This is a genomic window from Mesorhizobium dulcispinae, assembly GCF_033977345.1.
In the GTDB taxonomy this organism is placed as follows: domain Bacteria; phylum Pseudomonadota; class Alphaproteobacteria; order Rhizobiales; family Rhizobiaceae; genus Mesorhizobium; species Mesorhizobium dulcispinae.
Map to the genome: position 1 here is coordinate 585,698 of NZ_JAVIIY010000003.1, position 18,059 is coordinate 603,756.

Annotated in this window: 17 protein-coding genes and 2 pseudogenes; 7 read left to right on the top strand and 12 right to left on the bottom strand. The window is 64.2% G+C overall.

The window, feature by feature from the left end; all coding sequences use genetic code 11:
* Window positions 1–47 precede the first annotated feature (47 nt).
* Complete coding sequence (locus RFN30_RS10790; protein ID WP_320262051.1) at window positions 48–566, top strand: winged helix-turn-helix transcriptional regulator; 519 nt, start codon at window positions 48–50, stop codon at window positions 564–566.
* A 157-nt stretch (window positions 567–723) separates the two neighbouring features.
* Here RFN30_RS10790 and RFN30_RS10795 read toward each other — a convergent pair whose 3' ends face one another.
* From RFN30_RS10795 to RFN30_RS10810, 4 genes are all read right to left on the bottom strand, one after another.
* The gene (locus RFN30_RS10795) at window positions 724–1,125 is read right to left on the bottom strand and encodes a hypothetical protein (RefSeq protein ID WP_217573078.1); all 402 of its coding nucleotides are present in this window, start codon (window positions 1,123–1,125) and stop codon (window positions 724–726) included.
* Between the two features lie 164 nt (window positions 1,126–1,289).
* Window positions 1,290–2,243, bottom strand: coding sequence for an agmatinase (locus RFN30_RS10800; protein ID WP_320262052.1), 954 nt, complete (start codon window positions 2,241–2,243; stop codon window positions 1,290–1,292).
* Between the two features lie 247 nt (window positions 2,244–2,490).
* The gene (rpmF, locus tag RFN30_RS10805) at window positions 2,491–2,673 is read right to left on the bottom strand and encodes a 50S ribosomal protein L32 (protein WP_006203806.1); all 183 of its coding nucleotides are present in this window, start codon (window positions 2,671–2,673) and stop codon (window positions 2,491–2,493) included.
* 154 nt (window positions 2,674–2,827) lie between these two features.
* Window positions 2,828–3,535 (bottom strand): transglycosylase domain-containing protein, encoded by a 708-nt coding sequence (locus tag RFN30_RS10810; RefSeq protein ID WP_320262086.1) that lies wholly within the window; start codon window positions 3,533–3,535, stop codon window positions 2,828–2,830.
* A 129-nt stretch (window positions 3,536–3,664) separates the two neighbouring features.
* On the opposite strand from RFN30_RS10810, the gene RFN30_RS10815 reads away from it, so the two are divergent.
* Window positions 3,665–4,582 carry a polyprenyl synthetase family protein gene (locus RFN30_RS10815; protein ID WP_320262053.1) on the top strand — a complete coding sequence of 306 codons (918 nt, stop codon included), beginning with the start codon at window positions 3,665–3,667 and terminating at the stop codon, window positions 4,580–4,582.
* Between the two features lie 54 nt (window positions 4,583–4,636).
* Here RFN30_RS10815 and RFN30_RS10820 read toward each other — a convergent pair whose 3' ends face one another.
* Entirely contained in the window at window positions 4,637–5,530 is an 894-nt protein-coding gene (locus tag RFN30_RS10820) for a LysR family transcriptional regulator (protein WP_320262054.1), read from the bottom strand.
* Window positions 5,531–5,635: 105 nt separating this feature from the next.
* On the opposite strand from RFN30_RS10820, the gene RFN30_RS10825 reads away from it, so the two are divergent.
* From RFN30_RS10825 to RFN30_RS10840, 4 genes and pseudogenes are all read left to right on the top strand, one after another.
* Complete coding sequence (locus tag RFN30_RS10825; RefSeq protein ID WP_320262055.1) at window positions 5,636–6,370, top strand: SDR family oxidoreductase; 735 nt, start codon at window positions 5,636–5,638, stop codon at window positions 6,368–6,370.
* Between the two features lie 66 nt (window positions 6,371–6,436).
* Window positions 6,437–7,330, top strand: a complete 894-nt coding sequence (locus RFN30_RS10830; protein ID WP_430698881.1) for an SDR family oxidoreductase — start codon at window positions 6,437–6,439, stop codon at window positions 7,328–7,330.
* Window positions 7,331–7,355: 25 nt separating this feature from the next.
* On the top strand, window positions 7,356–7,574 hold the full coding sequence (locus RFN30_RS10835) for a tautomerase family protein (RefSeq protein ID WP_320262056.1): 219 nt from the start codon (window positions 7,356–7,358) through the stop codon (window positions 7,572–7,574).
* Window positions 7,575–7,631: 57 nt separating this feature from the next.
* Window positions 7,632–8,342: pseudogene (locus RFN30_RS10840) on the top strand (polyprenyl synthetase family protein); the annotation flags it as partial.
* Window positions 8,343–8,507: 165 nt separating this feature from the next.
* Here RFN30_RS10840 and RFN30_RS10845 read toward each other — a convergent pair.
* From RFN30_RS10845 to RFN30_RS10860, 4 genes are all read right to left on the bottom strand, one after another.
* Entirely contained in the window at window positions 8,508–9,668 is a 1,161-nt protein-coding gene (locus RFN30_RS10845) for an ABC transporter permease (RefSeq protein WP_320262057.1), read from the bottom strand.
* Between the two features lie 55 nt (window positions 9,669–9,723).
* On the bottom strand, window positions 9,724–10,467 hold the full coding sequence (locus RFN30_RS10850; protein WP_320262058.1) for an ABC transporter ATP-binding protein: 744 nt from the start codon (window positions 10,465–10,467) through the stop codon (window positions 9,724–9,726).
* Between the two features lie 11 nt (window positions 10,468–10,478).
* Window positions 10,479–11,948, bottom strand: coding sequence for an efflux RND transporter periplasmic adaptor subunit (locus tag RFN30_RS10855; protein ID WP_320262059.1), 1,470 nt, complete (start codon window positions 11,946–11,948; stop codon window positions 10,479–10,481).
* A 154-nt stretch (window positions 11,949–12,102) separates the two neighbouring features.
* On the bottom strand, window positions 12,103–12,420 hold the full coding sequence (locus tag RFN30_RS10860) for a hypothetical protein (RefSeq protein WP_320262060.1): 318 nt from the start codon (window positions 12,418–12,420) through the stop codon (window positions 12,103–12,105).
* Window positions 12,421–12,977: 557 nt separating this feature from the next.
* Between RFN30_RS10860 and RFN30_RS10865 the strand changes: the two genes are divergently transcribed.
* Complete coding sequence (locus RFN30_RS10865) at window positions 12,978–15,308, top strand: response regulator (protein WP_320262061.1); 2,331 nt, start codon at window positions 12,978–12,980, stop codon at window positions 15,306–15,308.
* 247 nt (window positions 15,309–15,555) lie between these two features.
* Here RFN30_RS10865 and RFN30_RS10870 read toward each other — a convergent pair whose 3' ends face one another.
* From RFN30_RS10870 to RFN30_RS10880, 3 genes and pseudogenes are all read right to left on the bottom strand, one after another.
* Window positions 15,556–16,410, bottom strand: coding sequence for a transglycosylase SLT domain-containing protein (locus RFN30_RS10870; protein ID WP_320262062.1), 855 nt, complete (start codon window positions 16,408–16,410; stop codon window positions 15,556–15,558).
* A gap of 4 nt (window positions 16,411–16,414) precedes the next feature.
* Window positions 16,415–17,665, bottom strand: a complete 1,251-nt coding sequence (gene ispG / locus RFN30_RS10875; RefSeq protein ID WP_320262063.1) for a flavodoxin-dependent (E)-4-hydroxy-3-methylbut-2-enyl-diphosphate synthase — start codon at window positions 17,663–17,665, stop codon at window positions 16,415–16,417.
* 262 nt (window positions 17,666–17,927) lie between these two features.
* A pseudogene (locus RFN30_RS10880) lies at window positions 17,928–18,059 on the bottom strand (transposase); the annotation flags it as partial.

Below are 18,059 nucleotides of genomic sequence, written 5' to 3' on the forward strand. Positions count from 1 at the left end.
GATAATCAAACCGATATCATAATGCAACTGGTTTTTTGGAGACTGTCATGAGCATCGACCGCCGCTCCGGCTGCCCGATCAATCTGTCGCTCGAGGTCTTCGGCGACCGCTGGAGCCTGATCATCCTGCGCGACATGATCTTCGGCGGCAGGCGCCATTTCCGCGAATTGCTCAACGGATCGCTGGAAGGCATCGCCTCCAACATACTGGCCGACCGGCTGAAGCGGCTGATGGAGCTCGGCCTGCTGACCAAGGCCGACGATCCCAGCCACAAGCAGAAGGCGATCTACAGCCTGACCGAGATGGCGATCACCCTGGTGCCTATCATGGCGCATCTCGGCGCCTGGGGACGGGTGTGGCTGCCGGTCAGCGAGGAGCTGTCGATCCGCGCCGAGCTCCTCGAAAAGGGCGGTCCGCCGCTGTGGGAGCAGTTCATGGACGAGTTGCGCCACGAACATCTCGGGGCACCCCCAAAAGCGCCGCCGGGCACGCCGACCGTGCGTCAGCAGCTGCAGGCAGCCTATCAGGCGGTCGTCGCGCGGCAGGCTGAAACGAGCACCGCGTGAACCCCGCTTGGAGCCGCAGCGCCCTGGATGTCGAGATTCAGGTGAGGCACACCCCTAGAGCAATTCCAGGAAAAGTGTGTAACGGTTTTCCGTTCGGAATTGCGCAAAAACAAAGACATAGAGCGGGTTCGCCGCTTCCATGAAACGGTGAAACGCTCTAGTTCAGGTTGATGTCCCGGCTGGCCGACCGCATCGACACCGAGAAGCCGGCGAGCACGTCGAACAGCGCGATGACCATCAGCGTGAAGAACACCGAGTGCGCCGCGCCCTTCACCAGCAGGAACTCGACCAGGAAGGCGATGAAGACCAGCGTCGACAACAGATGATCCAGGATCGAGGCATTGGTCGTGCGCACCGATTTCGAGATCTCGATAAACAGGAAGATCAGCCCGATCAGCACCATCAGGTCGCCGAGCGTCATCGAGAAGACGCCGCCCGACATCATGCGGAACGAGAACATCTCGGTCATCCATGGATCGTCGCCGCCGCCGAACAGCCCGAGCAGTCCGAGATTGTAGAGGACGAAGGGCACGATCAGCAGCGGGATAGCACCGAACATCTGGGCGACTCCAATGAGGCACTCTTTTGTAAAATCCGCGGCAGGCACGCCGTCAAGGTTTTTCGGCGTCGGCGCCGAACACGCTCTAAGACCTAGTGAAATAACGATGTCAGCCGGTTGCTCGGCCGACATCGTGCCCGGCTGTTGTGCCGTCCGCGAATGGCCTAGCGCTTGAAGTAACCGGCGCGCACGGCGGCGCCGATGACGTTAAGGATGATGTTACCGGCCGTGATCGCAGTTATCTCGTTGACGTCGCGCGACGGTGCGATCTCGACGATGTCCATGCCGACCAGTTTGCCCTTGGCGATCAGCCCCTTGATCAATTCGATCGTCTGCCGATAGCTGACGCCGCCAGGTGACGGACCTTCAACCGCGGGCATCACTGCGGGATCCAGGCCGTCGGCGTCGATGGTGAGATAATAGCGGCCGCGGTCCGGAATGCGCTTCAGCAGCGCCGCGGTGCCGATATCCTGCCATTCGTTGGCGGTGATGATGTTGGAACCATAGGCGCGTGCCGCTTCCACCTCCTCGACGCGGGCGCTGCCTTGGCCGCGAATGCCGAGCTGGAAGATCTTGTCGATATGCGCCATCTCCGAGGCGCGGCGAATGGGGCTTGAATAGCCCTCCCTGACGCCGTTGACGTTGTCGCGCCAGTCCAGATGGGCGTCGACCTGCACCAGCGTGATCGGGCCCTCGCCGTCCAGCGCGCGGAAGATCGGGATAGGAATGCCATGATCGCCGCCGATGGTGATCGGCATCGCGCCGGTCGCGCGGATCTTGCGGATCGCAGCCTCGGCCAGCCCGTAGTGGCCTCCATGGTCGGCCACGCTTCCGGGAACGTCGCCGACGTCTACTACCTTAATGTCCTGGCCATCGAACAAGGTGCCGCCGATGTCGAAATCGTAACGGTCGAGCCCGAGGCTGATGCGTTGCGAGGCCCGCCGCACCGCGGTCGGCGCGTTGGTCTGGTCATTGATCAGCTCGTCGATCGTGTAGGGATCGCCATAGGGCATGCCGATGATCGCGACATCGGCCTTCAGCGCGTCGAGGTCCTCGACCAGCGGAAAGTTCATGAACGTCCGGAAGACATCGCGCGGCGCGGTCGTGAGCTTGGGCATGTGGTTCCTCCGCCTCGATGCCGTTGGGTCCTGACGCAGTGCCTGCACCGTCACCCAGGCGTGGATGGCATGGCGTCGACACGTTGCGGAGATACAGCACCTCGGCCGCGGCAGATATTGCCACCAGCGCCGAGTTCTTTGGCATAGGGAAACGCGCTGCCCCGGCCAGTTGGGGCGTCTACGGCACAAACGCAAAAAGACCGGCCAGAGGCCGGTCCTTTGAAACGTCACAAACCGTGGAAGCTTCTCAGCTTTCCTTCGGCTCCAGCACCTGGCGGCCGCGATACATGCCTGTCTTCAGGTCGATGTGATGCGGGCGGCGCATTTCGCCGGAATTCTTGTCCTCGACATAGGTCGGGGCCTTGAGGGCGTCGGCCGAGCGGCGCATGCCGCGCTTCGACGGAGAGGTTTTTCTTTTTGGAACGGCCATGGATATGCTCCACTACATGGTCAAAATGCCCCGGCAACCCTCGTGAAAGGGCCGCATCGAGGCCATAATCTGAGAAAGTCGGGTGCCTATACACGCCTCGCGCCGTTTTGGCCAGCGCCGCTCGCGAAATTTTTTGAGCCGGCGCCGCTTCAGCCTAATCCAGACAACCCACATACGCTCCGGACCTGCCCGCGCGGCGCTCGATCAGATTGGCGAGCCGCCGCAACCCCGGTCCCGGCTTTGCCGGATTGCGCGCGATCGGGTTGGGCAGGCTGACGGCAAGCAGCGCGGCCTGCCGGCGCGACAATTGCTTGGCCGAGACGCCGAAATGATGCCGCGCGGCGGCCTCGATGCCGTAGATGCCGGGTCCCCATTCCGCGATGTTGAGATAGATCTCCATGATGCGCCGCTTCGACATCACCGCGTCGAAATAGACGGCCAAAGGCAGTTCGACCACCTTGCGCACGCTGCCCAGCGGCCGCGACCACAGGAAAAGGTTCTTCACCGTCTGCATGGTGATGGTGGAGGCACCGCGCGTCGCCTCGCCGGCAAGCGCATCGTCGACCACGCCGCGCAATTCGCCGAGGTCGACGCCGCGATGGAAACAGAACTGCCCGTCCTCCGACATGATCACCGAATGCGCCAGCACCGGCGCCACGTCGTCGATCGACACCCAGCGCCGGTCGTAGCCGGAAAAGGTAACGAGGTCCTTCAGCATCAGCGTCGAGACGGGGTGCACGAAGGGCGGCAGATAGAGGAAGGTAAGCACGACCGGGATCGTCGCCAGCACGATCGCAGCGACCAGGCAGCGCCGGCCAAGGCGCTTCAGACCGGCGCGGTTCAGGCGCCGCGGCCGCGCCATGTCCAGCCCTTCGCTTTCATGTTCGACGATCGGTTCCGTCAAGCCGCCCCACCCGTGCCACCCGCTACCCCGGCATAATGGCGCGAGGCTTCTTGCGCAATGTCTGAGTGTCGGCTACCGGTCCCGGCCATGATGAAAGACGACCAGACGGCCTTCGAAACCGCGCTTTTCGCGCGCGCCGCCGCAAGCGAGGTCCTGCTGCGGCAGATCCTCGATGCACCGCTGCTTTCCGGCGAAATCGCCCGGCCGGAGCGCCTGATGGCGGCGATGCGCCATGGCGTGCTCAACGGAGGCAAGCGGCTTCGCCCTTTTCTGGTCATGGAAAGCGCGGCGCTGTTCTCGGCGGATAACGAGGCGGCGCTGCGCGTCGCTGCGGCGCTCGAATGCGTGCATTGCTATTCGCTGATCCATGACGATCTGCCGGCGATGGATAACGACGATCTGCGTCGCGGCCAGCCGACCGTGCACAAGGCCTTCGACGAGGCGACCGCCATCCTTGCCGGCGACGCGCTGCTGACTTTGGCCTTCGACATCGTCGCCGACGAGGCGACGGCGCTGCCGGCCGAGCGCCGGGCAGCACTTGTGCTGGCGCTCGCCCGCGCCGCGGGCTGCGGCGGCATGGTCGGCGGCCAGACGCTCGACTTGGAGGCCGAGCGCAAGCGGCCGGACGAGGCCGGCATCATCCGCCTGCAGGTGATGAAGACCGGCGCGCTGATCCGCTTCGCCTGCGAGGCCGGCGCCATAGTTGCCGGCGCGCCCGCCGCCGACCGCGAAAGGCTGGCGGAATTCGGCTCGGCGATCGGCCTTGCCTTCCAGCTTGCCGACGACCTGCTCGACCTCACCGCAGATACAGAACAGATGGGCAAGGCGACGAAGAAGGACGCCGCCGCCGGCAAGGCGACGCTCGCCGCGCTCAACGGCGCCGACTGGGCGCGCGAGCAGCTCCACGGCCTTATCGACCAGGCGCATGCGCTGCTGGAGCCCTATGGCGACCAGGCGGACATGCTGAAGGCGGCGGCGACATTCGTGGCGACGCGCAATAGCTGATGCGTGGTGCAGGCAGGCGACGGTAACGCCAGCCAGCTCGGCACCGATCCGACCTCACAACCTTGCCTCGGCGAAAATGCGGGACGCCCACTCCAAGAAGGCGCGTAGCCGCGGAGCGAGCTGCCGGTTCTGCGGATAGAGCGCCGACAGCGGTGTCGGCGTCGGCGGAAAATCCTGCAACACCTCGACCAGCGTCCCGTCCGCCAGATCCTTTTCGAGCCGATAGCGTGGCGCTTGCAGAAGCCCGAAGCCCAGGCGCGCCAACGCGGCCGCGGTGTCCGAATTGTTGACCCTCACCCGGCCCGGCAGCGCAATCCGATGCACCCTTGCGCCGATCGTAAACTCTAGCGGCAGGACTTCGCCGGTGCGCGAGGAGACGAAACCGATGGCCTGGTGGCCGTCCAGCGCATCAGGCGACGCCGGCACGCCGTGCCTCTCCAGATAGCCAGGGCTGGCGCAGGTGATTTCGCCAATCATCGCCAACCGCCGCATAATCATGCCGCTGTCCTGTGGTTCGCCGGCGCGAATGACGCAATCGACGCCTTCGCGCACTAGGTCGACCAGCCGGTCGCCCTGGCCGATATGGAGATCGATCTGGGGATAGCGTTCGAGGAACGCAGGCAACTCCGGCAGCAGGAATCTCTGCGTGAGCAGCGGGTGCGCGTCGATGCGCAACAGGCCGCGCGGTTCGGCGCTGCGGAATCCGGCCTCGGCATCCTCCACGTCACCCAGAATCGAAAGGCAGCGTTCGTAGTAGGCCTGCCCATCGAGCGTCGTGGCAACGTGGCGCGTGGTCCTGTCCAACAGCCTCGCCCCCAGATGATCTTCCAGCTGCTTGATCGCTTCGGTTGCCGTCGAACGTGGCAGGCTGAGATCGGCCGCCGCCGCAGTGAAATTGCGCCGCTCCACCACGCGAACGAACAGCCGCATCCTGTCGAGTCGATCCATGTTAGATTGTTCGCCCTATCCGAATACTGCTGTCAATAGCGGGCCGATTATCCGGCAGAGGCTACAGTCTATATCCGTCCTACAACAAACGAACGGAGATCGATTATGCAGAAGACAAGAGCCGCGATCGTGACAGGCGCGTCGAGAGGCATTGGCGCGGCGATCGCCAAGCGACTCGCCCAAGAAGGCATTGCCGTCATCGTAAACTATGCGCGCGGAAAGGACGCCGCCGATGAAGTCGTTTCGGCCATCGAGGCTGTCGGCGGTACCGCTCTCGCGGTGCAGGCCGATATTGGTGAACCGACCGGTATGACCGCTTTGTTCGATGCGGCCGAAAAGGCATTCGGCGGCACCGACATCCTCATCAACAACGCCGGCATGATGAGGCTGTCGCCAATCGCGGAGACCGGAGATGGTGAGTTCGAGCGCCAGCTCGCCGTCAATCTCGGCGGCACATTCCGGGGCATGCGCGAAGGTGCCCGACGCCTGAACGATGGCGGACGTATCATCAACTTTTCCTCAAGCGTGGTGGGCTTCTACCAGTCGAACTATGGCGTCTATGCCGCAACCAAGGCCGGCGTCGAAGCCATGACGCACATCCTGGCCAAGGAACTTGGCCCGCGCCGTATCACTGTCAATGCCGTCGCCCCCGGCCCGGTCGGTACCGAACTCTTCACCGACGGCAAGAGCGCCGCGCAGATCGAGGCAATCACCAAACTCATTCCACTCGGCAGACTTGGCCAGCCGGACGACGTCGCCGGGCTCGTCGCCTTCCTTGCCGGTTCCGATAGCCAATGGGTCAACGGCCAGGTGATCCGCGCCAATGGCGGCGCGATCTAAGGGCAATCAGCAAGACTTCGCAGCGGTTTCGCGTCCGGAACTGCGTAAAAAAGAAGGTACACGATCATGCAGCAGACAATTCTCATCACCGGCGCGTCCAGCGGCTTCGGCGCAATGACAGCGGAGGCGCTCGCCAGAGCCGGTCACCGGGTCTACGCCTCGATGCGGGATCCGCAAGCGCGCGGAGGCGCGGCGGCCGCCGCAATCGAAAGGCTGGTGCGTGAGGAAAAGCTCGCGCTCAGCGCCATCCAACTCGACGTGCTCTCTGAACCGTCGATCGATGTGGCCGTCAAAACCATCCTCGCCGAAGCCGGCCGGATCGACGTCGTCGTCCATAATGCAGGACATATGGTTTTCGGACCGACCGAAGCCTTCACGCCCGAGCAATTGGCTGCGCTCTATGACGTCAATGTGCTGGGCACCCAGCGCGTCAACCGTGCGGTTCTGCCGCATATGCGTTCGCTCGGCCGGGCCTTGATGATATGGGTCGGATCGAGCAGCACGCGCGGCGGCACGCCGCCCTTCCTCGCGCCCTACTTCGCCGCCAAGGCGGGCATGGACGCGCTGGCGCAGAGCTACGCGCTGGAGCTTGCCCGCTTCGGCATCGAGACGAGCATCGTGGTGCCGGGCGCGTTCACGAAAGGCACCGAGCATTTCGCCCATTCCGGCAAGCCCGCCGACACCGAACGCGCCGCCGCCTATTGGTCGGGACCCTATGCCGGCGTGGACGAGCAGGCGCTGAAGGGCCTTGCCGGGCTGGAACCGGCCGATGCCGATCCCTCGAAAGTCGCCCAGGCCATCGTCGATCTCGTCATGATGCCGCATGGCCGCCGGCCGTTCCGCGTCCATGTCGATCCGTCGGACGACGGCGCGACCATCGTCAATGGCGTCGCCGACCGCGTCCGGGCGCAGCTTCTGGAGCGCATCGGCCTCGCCGACCTTCTCCATCCATCGCCGTGAAATCCAACCCGAAAGGAACCTGGAAATGCCGTTTGCCAACTTCAAGACACCCGAGGCCGCCCTCACGAAAGCCCAAAAGGAAGACCTCATTCACAAGACCACGCAGATGTTCGTCGAGTATTTCGGCGAAGGTGTGCGTCCCCACACCATGGTGCTGATCGAAGAAGTTCCTGATGGAGGCTACGGCCGCGCCGATGAAGTCTTCATTGTTCCCGACGCCTACCGGGCCAAGGATGTTGCTTGATTTGGACCGGGCGAGCCGCTTGCCGAGCGGCTCGTTTCAAGTTGATCCATCGGCGGGCTCTTTTCCGCCGATGGCGAGGCGGCGATGCGCGTCGCGGCGGCACTCGAATGCGTGCACTGCTATTCGTTGATCCATGACGATCTGCCGGCGATGGATAACGACGATCTGCGCCGCGGCCAGCCGACCGTGCACAAGGCCTTCGACGAGGCGACCGCCATCCTTGCTGGCGACGCGCTGCTGACTTTGGCCTTCGACATCGTCGCCGACGAAGCGACGGCGCTGCCGCCCGAGCGCCGGGCAGCACTTGTGCTGGCGCTCGCCCGCGCCGCGGGATGCGGCATGGTTGGTAGCCAGACGCTCGACTTGGAGGCCGAGCGCAAGCGGCCGGACGAGGCCGGCATCATCCGCCTGCAGGCGATGAAGACCGGCGCGCTGATCCGCTTCGCCTGCGAGGCCGGCGCGATCGTTGCCGGCGCGCCCGCCGCCGACCGCGAAAGGCTGGCGGAATTCGGCTCGGCGATCGGCCTTGCATTCCAGCTTGCCGACGACCTGCTCGACCTCACCGCGGATGCCGAGCAGATGGGCAAGGCGACGAAGAAGGACGCCGCCGCCGGCAAGGCGACGCTCGCCGCGCTGCACGGCGCCGACTGGGCGCGCGAGCAGCTCCACGGCCTTATCGACCAGGCACATGCGCTGCTGGAGCCCTACGGCGAGCAGGCAGCGTTGCTGAAGGCGGCGGCGACATTCGTTGCGACGCGCAACAGCTGACGCCTGTCGCCGAAAAAGGCGCAGCGGTTTTGGGCAAACGACATGCATGAAGCGCATCGCTTGGCTTCGTTCCAGTGCGATGCGCGTTGAAGGGTGGGCGGCCAGCGTCTGGTTGCCGCCGCCGAAGCTTCGATGCTCTGACCACAGGCGGCGGGGCCGCGAAAGTCACTCTGTGCGCAAGGCGTCAATCGGCTGAAGCCGTGCCGCCTTGCGGGCCGGATAATAGCCGAAGAAAACACCCACGCAGGCAGCGAAACTGACAGCCAGCAGCACCGCGCTGATGTCGATGACCACCGGCCATCGGGCGAAGGCGCCCACGCCGGCCGCGACGGCGATACCCACAAGCGCGCCGAGCATTCCGCCCAGGGAGGCGAGCGTCATTGCCTCGACGACAAACTGGACAAGAATGTCGCATCGACGCGCACCGACTGCCAGACGCAGCCCTATCTCGCGGGTGCGCTCCGTCACCGTTACCAGCATGATGTTCATGATGCCGATGCCGCCCACCACGAGCGAGACCGAGGCGACGGCGGAGAGCAGCAGCGACACGACTCGCGTAGTCGAACCCTCGATATCGGCGGCTTCCGCAAGGTTGCTGATCATGAAGCTGTCTTCCTGACCCGCACGCAACCGGTGGCGTTGCCACAGGAGATCGCGGATGGCTGCCATCGTGTCTTCGGCCGATGACCAGTCGGCGAACTTGACGGTGATGTTGTGCACGAGGGCGGGATTGGCCCGGCTGGTGCCGACAAACTGGCGCCGTGCCGTCCTCAGCGGCACCAGCGCCACATCATCTTGGTCCTCACCCCAAACGCTTTGGCCCTTGCGCTCGAGCAGGCCTATGACCGTGAACGGCACGCCACGGATGCGGATCGCAGAGCCGACAGGATCGTTCCCGCCAAACAGCTTTTCGCGCATCGTCATGCCGAGGAGCACCACGTTGGCCGCACGTCGGTTGTCCTCCGGAGTCATCTCCCGGCCCGCGATCATGCGCCATTCCCGCGCCGTAAAATAGCCGGGCGTCACGCCGCGAAGCACGCCTTGCCAGTTCAGCGACCCGACGGTGAACTGCTCGCGGGCATGCAGCACTGGCGCCGCCACGACCACGCCGGGGATCTCCGCTTGGATCGCCAGCGCATCGTCTTCGCTCAGCTGCGGCGCGGCGCCGCTGCCCAGCCGGACGCTGCCCATGCGCACACTGCCTGGTGTCACCACGATGAGGTTCGCGCCGAGGCTTCGGACCTGGGCAGTGATCCGGTCGCGAGCGCCGATCCCGACCGCGATCATCACGACGACGGCGGCGACACCGATAACGATGCCCAGCATGGTAAGGGCGCTACGCAAATGATGGGCGCGAAGCGACCGCAGGGCCGTTCTGGTGCTACCGGGCATTGCTGCGAACCAGCGACAAATGGCAATTGGCGTCCGAATTCAATCCGCTTCGCGTCCCGACATCTTCAGGCACGACGCGGCCATCGCGGAAGGTCACGATGCGATCGGCACTCTCGGCGACCTCTGCCTCGTGCGTAACCACAATGACCGTCAGGCCTTCACCATTTAGACCGCGGAAGATCGACATGATCTCCTGCCCAGTCTGGCTGTCGAGCGCACCAGTCGGCTCATCGGCGAGGATAACCGAGGGCTCGGTGACCAGAGCCCTGGCGATGGCCACACGCTGCTGCTGACCGCCCGACAGTTCAGCCGGCTTGTGACTTGCCCGGCTTCCCAGACCGAATTGTTCGAGCATAGCCAGCGCGCGCCGGCGGCGCTTGCCCGGCCACATCCGGCGATAGAGGAGCGGCAGCTCGACATTTTCCAAGGCGCTGGCACGTGGCAGCAGGTTGAACGACTGGAACACGAAGCCGATGCTGCGGTTGCGGATCGCGGCGAGCGCATCGTGATGAAGGCGGCCGACATCGATCCCGTCCAGCCGATATCTGCCTTCGGTCGGTCGGTCGAGGCAGCCCAAAATGTTCATGAAGGTAGATTTGCCCGAGCCCGAGGGTCCCCTCACCGCAAGGAAATCACCCTGCTGGATTGTCAGGCTCACGCCGTCCAGAGCCCTGATCCATGAGCCGCCGATGCGGTAGCTACGGCGTACTTCCTCAAGTTCGATCAGCGCCACGGCCGGCTCTCTCACTGAAAGCGAAAGCGGATCAGCACGGAAGACGCCTCGTCCTGCGGACCAGGGGCGGCGACTCCAACGATCACCGACTGCGTCTCGGTGAGATCGCCAGCCACAACCTCTGTCGATCTGCCGTCAGTGATCCCGAGACGCAGCGGAACCGGTCTCGGCTCACTATGCGGCCCCAATACGAACACCTGGCCGGCCGATCCAGGCCCCATACCGCCGTCCGCTGCGGGCTCGGATGAAGGAGCTGCTGCGAAGCGACGCTCGTTCGGCCCGGTATCCTTTGGGCGGAAACGCAGGGCGGCATTGGGCACTTTGAGAACATGTTCCCGTCTAGCCACCACCACTTCGAGATTGGCGGTCATCCCCGGCAGCAGAAGCTCTTCCGGGTTTTCGGCAGCGACCACAACGACATAGGCGACGACATTCTGCACGATTTGCGGCGCCTTGCGTATCTGCTTCACTGAGCCGGCGAAAACGCGATCGGGATAGGCATCAACAGTGAAAGTGACCGGCTGTCCTACGGCAAAACGACTGATATCAGCTTCGACCACCGTTGCTTCGACCTGCATCTGCGTCAGGTCTTTGGCTATGGTGAACAGGATCGGCGTCTGCAAGCCAGCCGCCAGTGTCTGGCCGCCGCTAACCGCCCGATTGACCACCGTACCGGTGACCGGCGCCCGAATATACGTCCGGTCAAGGTCGATCCGGGCCTGGCGAAGCACGGCTTCCCTCTGCTTGACCTGAGCCAGCATGTTGGCAAGCTCCGCATCAGCCATGCTGACGCTTGATTGGGCGGCGCGGACGGCGGCCAACTGCGACAACTCTTCCGCGCCGGTGGATGTGACCTGTGCTTCAGCCGATTTGTGCGCGTTCTGACTGCGCTCCCATTCACCTGCCGGAATGACATTGCGCTGTGCCAACGGTCGCTTGCGCTCCATGTCCTGGAGCGCCTCGGCAAGCCCTATCTGCGCACGCCTGTTCTGAGCCATCGCCGAGGCATGCTTGGCTACGGCGGTCTCCAGTTCGGCCTGGGCTCGTTCGATCTGCGCCCGCTGCACCGAAACCTGCGTATGGGCCATCTCCAGCTCGGCTTCGGCCTGGGCCAACCGAGCCTCATACATTTCCGGCTCAACACGCGCGATGACCTGACCCAGGGTCACCTTGGAGTTGAAATCGGCGTAAAGCTCTTTGATCCGGCCGGAAAGCTGAGACCCGACTTCCACGATCACCAGCGCGTTGAGCGTGCCCGCAGCCTGCACCGTGGTAACGATGTCGCCTCGCTCCGCAACTTCGGTTTGGTACGCCGGTCTCTTCAGCGCGTCGGAGTGCCCAGGCTTCATCTCCATCAGCAGCTGCCGGAAAGCCGATGAAATCTGCTCGGCCCCCAACGTCAGCGACGGCACGAGCGAAGCTTCCGGCATCGTCGCCGCGCCGAGAACTACCGCCGCAAAGAGGGCACTGCGCATCATCATGTGCGACCTATCCAGATCGCCGGGAGGGCAGCAGCTCTCCCGGCTGTTCGCCCTGGCTCGGGACGGGGTGATACGTCAACTGCCCATAGCTTCGCGTCTGGCAACGACCACGCCGCCTCAAATGCAGATACCCGAGACGGGCATTTTCCGGCCATTACTTGCAGTGCCCCGGATTGCCCGTGCAGCTCGTCTCGGTCTTGTTGCCCAAGTTGCCTTGGCCGCTCGAAGTATCCGTCGTCTCCGTGCCGAACGCGTTGCCGTTCACGTCCTTCTTCGTCGAGTTGCAGACGCAGTCGGGCGTCGACCCTGTCTTCGTGCAGGAAGCGACCCCGGCATCGCCGCATAGGTCAGTGCACTGTGTGGCCGAGACGCCGGGGCACAGATTCTGCGCTCCCGCGCCGCCGGTGCCAAGCATGAGCATGCCGCCCATGGAAACAGCGGTTGCAATCGCCAAGAACACCTGTCTACACATATGTGACTCCCTTGTTGGCCAGAGTTCACCGTCTCCCTCACCGCAGGCCACCTCTGGCAGTGACCTGCAGACAAAAGGAAAGCGATACCGTCCGGTCTTGACCGGAGCGGCCTGTTTTCAAGGAATGTTCTGGGTGGAGGCACGAACCGGCAGTAACTAGACCGTCGCGCCTCCTGACGCTCTTCTGGGTGCGGACATTTTACCCATGCGCAAGCGCGGCGCTGATCCGACAACAGCGGATCGCGGCGCGCAATAACGCACCTTCCGGTTCATTAACTTAATGTCAGTCAACCAGTAACAAGGTCGATTATATTAGCACTTAATTAACCAACTGCAACGTGCGCTTCATAAGCCCAATTGCGAAGAGGCTGTACCTGCATTGACGTAGTCACGCGTATATTCGACGTGCCTCCGATGCGACAGGTACCTGCTTTCGGGCGCTGCCGAATGGCTCGTTTCAACTGATCCATCAACCGCCCCAGGCACCAACGAAATCTTAATGTAAATCAAGCGTAATCCCGGCCATTAAAATTGTGCGTATGGGTTTGGGGTTGCGCATGCCGGAGTATTCCTCCTTCATCCGGTCGATCCGGATTCGCTACTTTTCGGGATTGCTCGTCTTCGCGCTGGCTTCGGCCGCAGTCATGTTCGCGCTCAACCGCGTGAACTCGTACCGCCACGAGGTCGATGCCTTGAGCGGCAACTTCGTCATCTTCTCGCGCGACCTGCGCAACGCCACCAATTTCGCCGAGACGACCGGAACGGCCTGGCGGGCCGAGACCCGCGATGCGCTGACCACCGCCGCGCGCGGCCATTCCGAACGGCTGATGGGCGAGATCGAGATCCTGAACGGGCAGCTTGCGGCGATAAGACCGCGCCTGTCGAAGAGCACCTTCAACGCGCTCGAATCCGCCTCGGTGAACGGCGATCTGTTCTGGTCGGCGCGTGACATGGTGCGCAACTTCAACCTGATGTCGGTGGCCCAGAAAGTCGACGAATGGAGTTACCGCGAGATCCGCAACCAGAACGATCTTTTCGCCCAGCCGATGCTGGTGCGCGTGCGCACCGCGCTCGACGACGAGCGGCGCCTCGCCGACGCCTCCAACGACCGGCTGCTCTTGTGGGCGAGCGGCCTGCTCATCGCCGTGATCGCCATCGCCGCGGTTCTGATCTTCCGGCCGATGGAGAACGCGATCCGCCGCGCCTTCGCCGAAACTGCCGCATCCTTGTTCAAGGCGGAGGCGGCGGATCGCGCCAAGTCCGAATTCCTCGCCAATATGAGCCATGAGATCCGCACACCGATGAATGGCGTGCTCGGCATGGCCGAGCTTCTCGCCAAGACCGAGCTGACGCCGCGCCAGAAGACCTTCACCGACGTCATCGTTAAATCCGGCAACGCGCTGCTCACCATCATAAACGACATCCTCGATTTCTCGAAGATCAATGCCGGCCAGTTGACGCTCGACCCCGCCCCCTTCCGCCTGGCGGAAGCGGTCGAGGACGTGGCCACGTTGGTGTCGGCCCGCGTTGCCGAGAAGAATCTCGAGCTGATCGTGCGCGTCGATCCGCGCCTGCCTGCCTTCGTCGTCGGCGACGCCGGACGCTTCCGCCAGATCGTCACCAACCTGCTCGGCAACGCGGTGAAATTCACCGAGAAGGGGCATGTGCTGATCGACGTCGGCGGCGACATCCACGACGGCGTGGTCCAGCTCAAGGTCCGCGTCGAGGATACCGGCATCGGCATCCCGGCCGAGAAGCTGCAAAGCGTGTTCGAGAAATTCGCCCAGGTCGACGGCTCGTCCACCCGCCGTCACGAAGGCACGGGCCTCGGCCTCGCCATCTCTGCCCGGCTTGTCGACCTGATGGGCGGCAAGATCGGCGTCGAAAGCGAGATCGGCCGCGGCTCGGTGTTCTGGTTCGCCGTCCCGCTGCCCGTGCACAGGCAGGAGGCGCGCGACGAGATCGTGCCGATCGACGTCACCGGTGCCCGCGTGCTGGTCATCGACGACAACCCGGTCAATCGCGCGATCCTGCTGGAGCAGCTGAGAAGCTGGAGCTTCGACTGCGCGGCTGCCGAAAGCGGCGCCGTCGGCCTCGCCTTCCTCGACCGCGCCTGCCAGCTCGGCGCAACGGTCGACTGCATCATCCTCGACTACCAGATGCCCGGCATGAACGGTGCCGATGTCGCGAGAGCCATTGCCGCCGACAGCCGCCTTACGTCCATTCCGGTCGTGCTGCTCACTTCGGTCGACCAGGTCGATTTCGGCAGGATGGTGATCGACTTCGGCATCGTTGCGCATCTCACCAAGCCGGCGCGTTCGGCGGTGCTGCTCGGCACGGTGATCTCCGCCATCCAGAAGGCGCGCACGCAAGGCGCCAAGGCGCATTTCGTGCGCGAGCCGGTCGCAGCCCAGCCGGCCCCGCCGGCCTTCACGGTGATCCGCGGCCCGGCCGTTCCGATGCCCGTGGCGCCGGAATCGACCGCAGCGCCGAGCGGCCCGATCGACATCCTGATCGCCGAGGACAATGACGTGAACCAGCTGGTCTTCGGCCAGATCCTCAACGGCCTCGCCAGCTATCGCATCGCCGGCAACGGCCGCACCGCGGTCGAGATGTACCGCTCGCTGCGGCCGCGGCTGGTGCTGATGGACGTCTCCATGCCGGAGCTGAACGGCTATGAGGCGACGCGCGCCATCCGCGCGATCGAAGAGCAGAACGGCAGCCACACGCCGATCATCGGCGTCACCGCGCACGCGCTGAAGGGCGATCGCGAGAAATGCATCGAGGCCGGCATGGACGACTACCTGCCGAAGCCGGTCTCTCCCGACCGCCTCGGCGCCAAGATCGGCACCTGGCTCAGCGAGACGGTGACGGCGAAGAGGGCGTGAGGTTGAGGACCGGGTCGCGACCAACGGCCGCTGCCGAGTTCCTTCGCGCCCCCCTCTGTCCTGCCGGACATCTCCCCCACTTGGGGGGAGATTGGCAGCTGCGGCGCCGGCACTCGTCCTGCAACGTTGGCGATTGGCGAAGGCCGAGGCGACATCCGATCTCCCCCCAAGTGGGGGAGATGGCCGGCAGGCCAGAGGGGGGCGCTGTCCCTCCAGCATCTCCAGATAGCTCGCTCGCAGGCCACCACTACCGATTGCGCATAACCACGCACGCGCCGCCGACGCTTTGCAGCTTGTCGCAGATACCGTTGGCCTCGGCGCGCGAGTCGGCGCCGATCCTGACCGCATAGATGCCGCGCCGGCCGATCGGCGTGCGCACGCGGCTCACCACCGGATCATGGCTGGCGAGCAGGGCCGGGAAGCGGCCGCGCACGCGCAGCCACTGGCTGATCGCGGCGGAGCGGCGGAAATTGCCGGCCACCTGCACGCCCCACGGCTTGACGTTGATCGAGGCCATGGCGACGGTCTGCGCCATGATCACCGGCAACCTGCGGCAGGCAACCGCGAAGCTCATCTTCGGATCGAGCGGCTGGATGGCGCCAGCATAAGCAGCGTCCGAAAACTTGTCGACCGGCTCGCCCAGGATGTCGAAGACATAGCTTTCGGTCTCCATCGGCAGGAAGCCGCCCGAGGACAGCCAGCGCGACACCCGGTTCTCGCCGGCATTGTAGGCGGCCGCGGCAAGGCCGAGATTGCCGTAGCCCGCCTTCATCTCGGCAAGATATTTCGCCGAGGCTGGAATGGCCTGCTCGATGTCGAAGGGGTCGGCAAGCCCGCGCAGCTTGGCGGTGCCCGGCATGAACTGCGCGATGCCTTCGGCGCCGACCGGACTGACCGCATTGGGGTCGAAGCGGCTTTCCTTCCAGATCAGCCGGGCGAAGAAATCCTTGGGCAGGCTGTTTTGCTCGGCCTGTGTCTCGATCAGGTCGCAGACGCGGGAAATCAGCCGCTTGGCGGCCGATTGCGGCGGATCGGCCAATGCTTGGCCGGTCCAGCACAGCCCCAAAAGCAGGAAAAGCGTCGCCTTCAACAAACGACGCATGGGCTCATTCCGCGGCGGCTTTGCCGTGTCCGTACCGCTGCTCGATATAGTCGGCGACCATCTTCTCGAAATCCTGCGCGATGGAGGGGCCGCGCAGCGTCGCCGCCTTCTTGCCGTCGATGAAGACCGGCGCCGTCGGCGTCTCGCCGGTGCCGGGCAGCGATATGCCGATATCGGCATGCTTGGATTCGCCGGGGCCGTTGACGATGCAGCCCATCACCGCGACCTTGAGGTTCTCGACGCCGGGATATTTCTCGCGCCACACCGGCATGTTCTTGCGGATATCGGCCTGGATGCTCTGGGCCAGTTCCTGGAACACGGTCGACGTCGTGCGGCCGCAGCCGGGGCAGGCCGCGACGATCGGCACGAACTGCCGGAAGCCCATCGTCTGCAGCAATTCCTGCGACACCTGCACCTCGCGTGTGCGGTCGCCGTTCGGCTCCGGCGTCAGTGAGATGCGGATCGTGTCGCCGATGCCCTGCTGCAAGAGGATGCCCATCGCCGCGGACGAGGCGACGATGCCCTTGGTGCCCATGCCGGCCTCGGTGAGGCCGAGATGCAGCGCGTGGTTGGAGCGCGTCGCAAGCTCGGTGTAGACGGCGATCAGGTCCTGCACGCCGCTGACCTTGGCCGACAGGATGATCTTGTCGCGGCCAAGCCCGATCTCTTCGGCCATCTCGGCCGACAGGATCGCCGACTGCACGATCGCCTCGCGCGTGACTTCCTGCGCGGTGAGCGGCGAGCCCTGGGCCTGGTTCTCGTCCATCAGCCGGGTCAGGAGCTCCTGGTCGAGCGAGCCCCAGTTGACGCCGATGCGCACCGGCTTGTCATGCTTGATCGCCATTTCGACGATCGCGGCGAACTGGCGGTCCTTCTTCTCCTTGAAGCCGACATTGCCGGGATTGATGCGGTATTTCGCCAGCGCCTCGGCGCAGGCCGGATGATCGGCAAGCAGCTTGTGGCCGATATAGTGGAAGTCGCCGACCAGCGGCACGTTGACGCCGAGCCTCGACAGCCTCTCCTGGATGCGCGGCACCGCGGCGGCGCTTTCGTCGCGATCGACGGTGATACGCACGATCTCCGAACCGGCACGATGCAGCGCCGCGACTTGCGCGACTGTCTGGTCGACATCCGCGGTGTCGGTATTGGTCATCGACTGCACGACGACCGGCGCGCCGCCGCCGACCATCACGCCGCCGACATCGACGCCGACCGATGCGCGGCGTGGAAAAGGAGAAGAAAAATATCCGGTCATGCCGGCCGCCTTCATCTGGAAGTTCCGGGCATGAGGTGGCGGAGCAAAGATGGCTTGTCAATGGCAAGCGACAGCAACGATCCGCAAATCGGCTGCCTTGAGCGGCGACCGTGCGGCTCAGCAAGCCATATCGGGCCGCGAGACGCGCACCGAAAATGGTCTTGCAATTTCAGTGTAAAACACCAAACCCGGCGGCATTTCTCGCCACCGGTAGGGTTGCACCACGACGGGTGCGGTGATGTTGCCTAAGGCTTGTGGGGATTCATCGAGAGTTAATGACGGCAGCGGCGAGAAAGATCATTGCCGCGAAGCTTTTGTCGGTTTGTCGGCACGCAAGGCGATGCGCTTGAACTCCTTGAGCTTGCAAAAGAAGTTCTCGATGAGGTGTCGCCAC

What these genes read in the sequence shown, in the direction of transcription:
- RFN30_RS10790 (WP_320262051.1), top strand. Translation starts at nt 48, where the DNA reads ATGAGCATCGACCGCCGCTCCGGCTGCCCGATCAATCTGTCGCTCGAG.
- RFN30_RS10795 (WP_217573078.1), bottom strand. Translation starts at nt 1,125, where the DNA reads ATGTTCGGTGCTATCCCGCTGCTGATCGTGCCCTTCGTCCTCTACAAT.
- RFN30_RS10800 (WP_320262052.1), bottom strand. Translation starts at nt 2,243, where the DNA reads ATGCCCAAGCTCACGACCGCGCCGCGCGATGTCTTCCGGACGTTCATG.
- rpmF (WP_006203806.1), bottom strand. Translation starts at nt 2,673, where the DNA reads ATGGCCGTTCCAAAAAGAAAAACCTCTCCGTCGAAGCGCGGCATGCGC.
- RFN30_RS10810 (WP_320262086.1), bottom strand. Translation starts at nt 3,535, where the DNA reads ATGGCGCGGCCGCGGCGCCTGAACCGCGCCGGTCTGAAGCGCCTTGGC.
- RFN30_RS10815 (WP_320262053.1), top strand. Translation starts at nt 3,665, where the DNA reads ATGATGAAAGACGACCAGACGGCCTTCGAAACCGCGCTTTTCGCGCGC.
- RFN30_RS10820 (WP_320262054.1), bottom strand. Translation starts at nt 5,530, where the DNA reads ATGGATCGACTCGACAGGATGCGGCTGTTCGTTCGCGTGGTGGAGCGG.
- RFN30_RS10825 (WP_320262055.1), top strand. Translation starts at nt 5,636, where the DNA reads ATGCAGAAGACAAGAGCCGCGATCGTGACAGGCGCGTCGAGAGGCATT.
- RFN30_RS10830 (WP_430698881.1), top strand. Translation starts at nt 6,437, where the DNA reads ATGCAGCAGACAATTCTCATCACCGGCGCGTCCAGCGGCTTCGGCGCA.
- RFN30_RS10835 (WP_320262056.1), top strand. Translation starts at nt 7,356, where the DNA reads ATGCCGTTTGCCAACTTCAAGACACCCGAGGCCGCCCTCACGAAAGCC.
- RFN30_RS10845 (WP_320262057.1), bottom strand. Translation starts at nt 9,668, where the DNA reads ATGCTGGGCATCGTTATCGGTGTCGCCGCCGTCGTCGTGATGATCGCG.
- RFN30_RS10855 (WP_320262059.1), bottom strand. Translation starts at nt 11,948, where the DNA reads ATGATGATGCGCAGTGCCCTCTTTGCGGCGGTAGTTCTCGGCGCGGCG.
- RFN30_RS10860 (WP_320262060.1), bottom strand. Translation starts at nt 12,420, where the DNA reads ATGTGTAGACAGGTGTTCTTGGCGATTGCAACCGCTGTTTCCATGGGC.
- RFN30_RS10865 (WP_320262061.1), top strand. Translation starts at nt 12,978, where the DNA reads ATGCCGGAGTATTCCTCCTTCATCCGGTCGATCCGGATTCGCTACTTT.
- RFN30_RS10870 (WP_320262062.1), bottom strand. Translation starts at nt 16,410, where the DNA reads ATGCGTCGTTTGTTGAAGGCGACGCTTTTCCTGCTTTTGGGGCTGTGC.
- ispG (WP_320262063.1), bottom strand. Translation starts at nt 17,665, where the DNA reads ATGACCGGATATTTTTCTTCTCCTTTTCCACGCCGCGCATCGGTCGGC.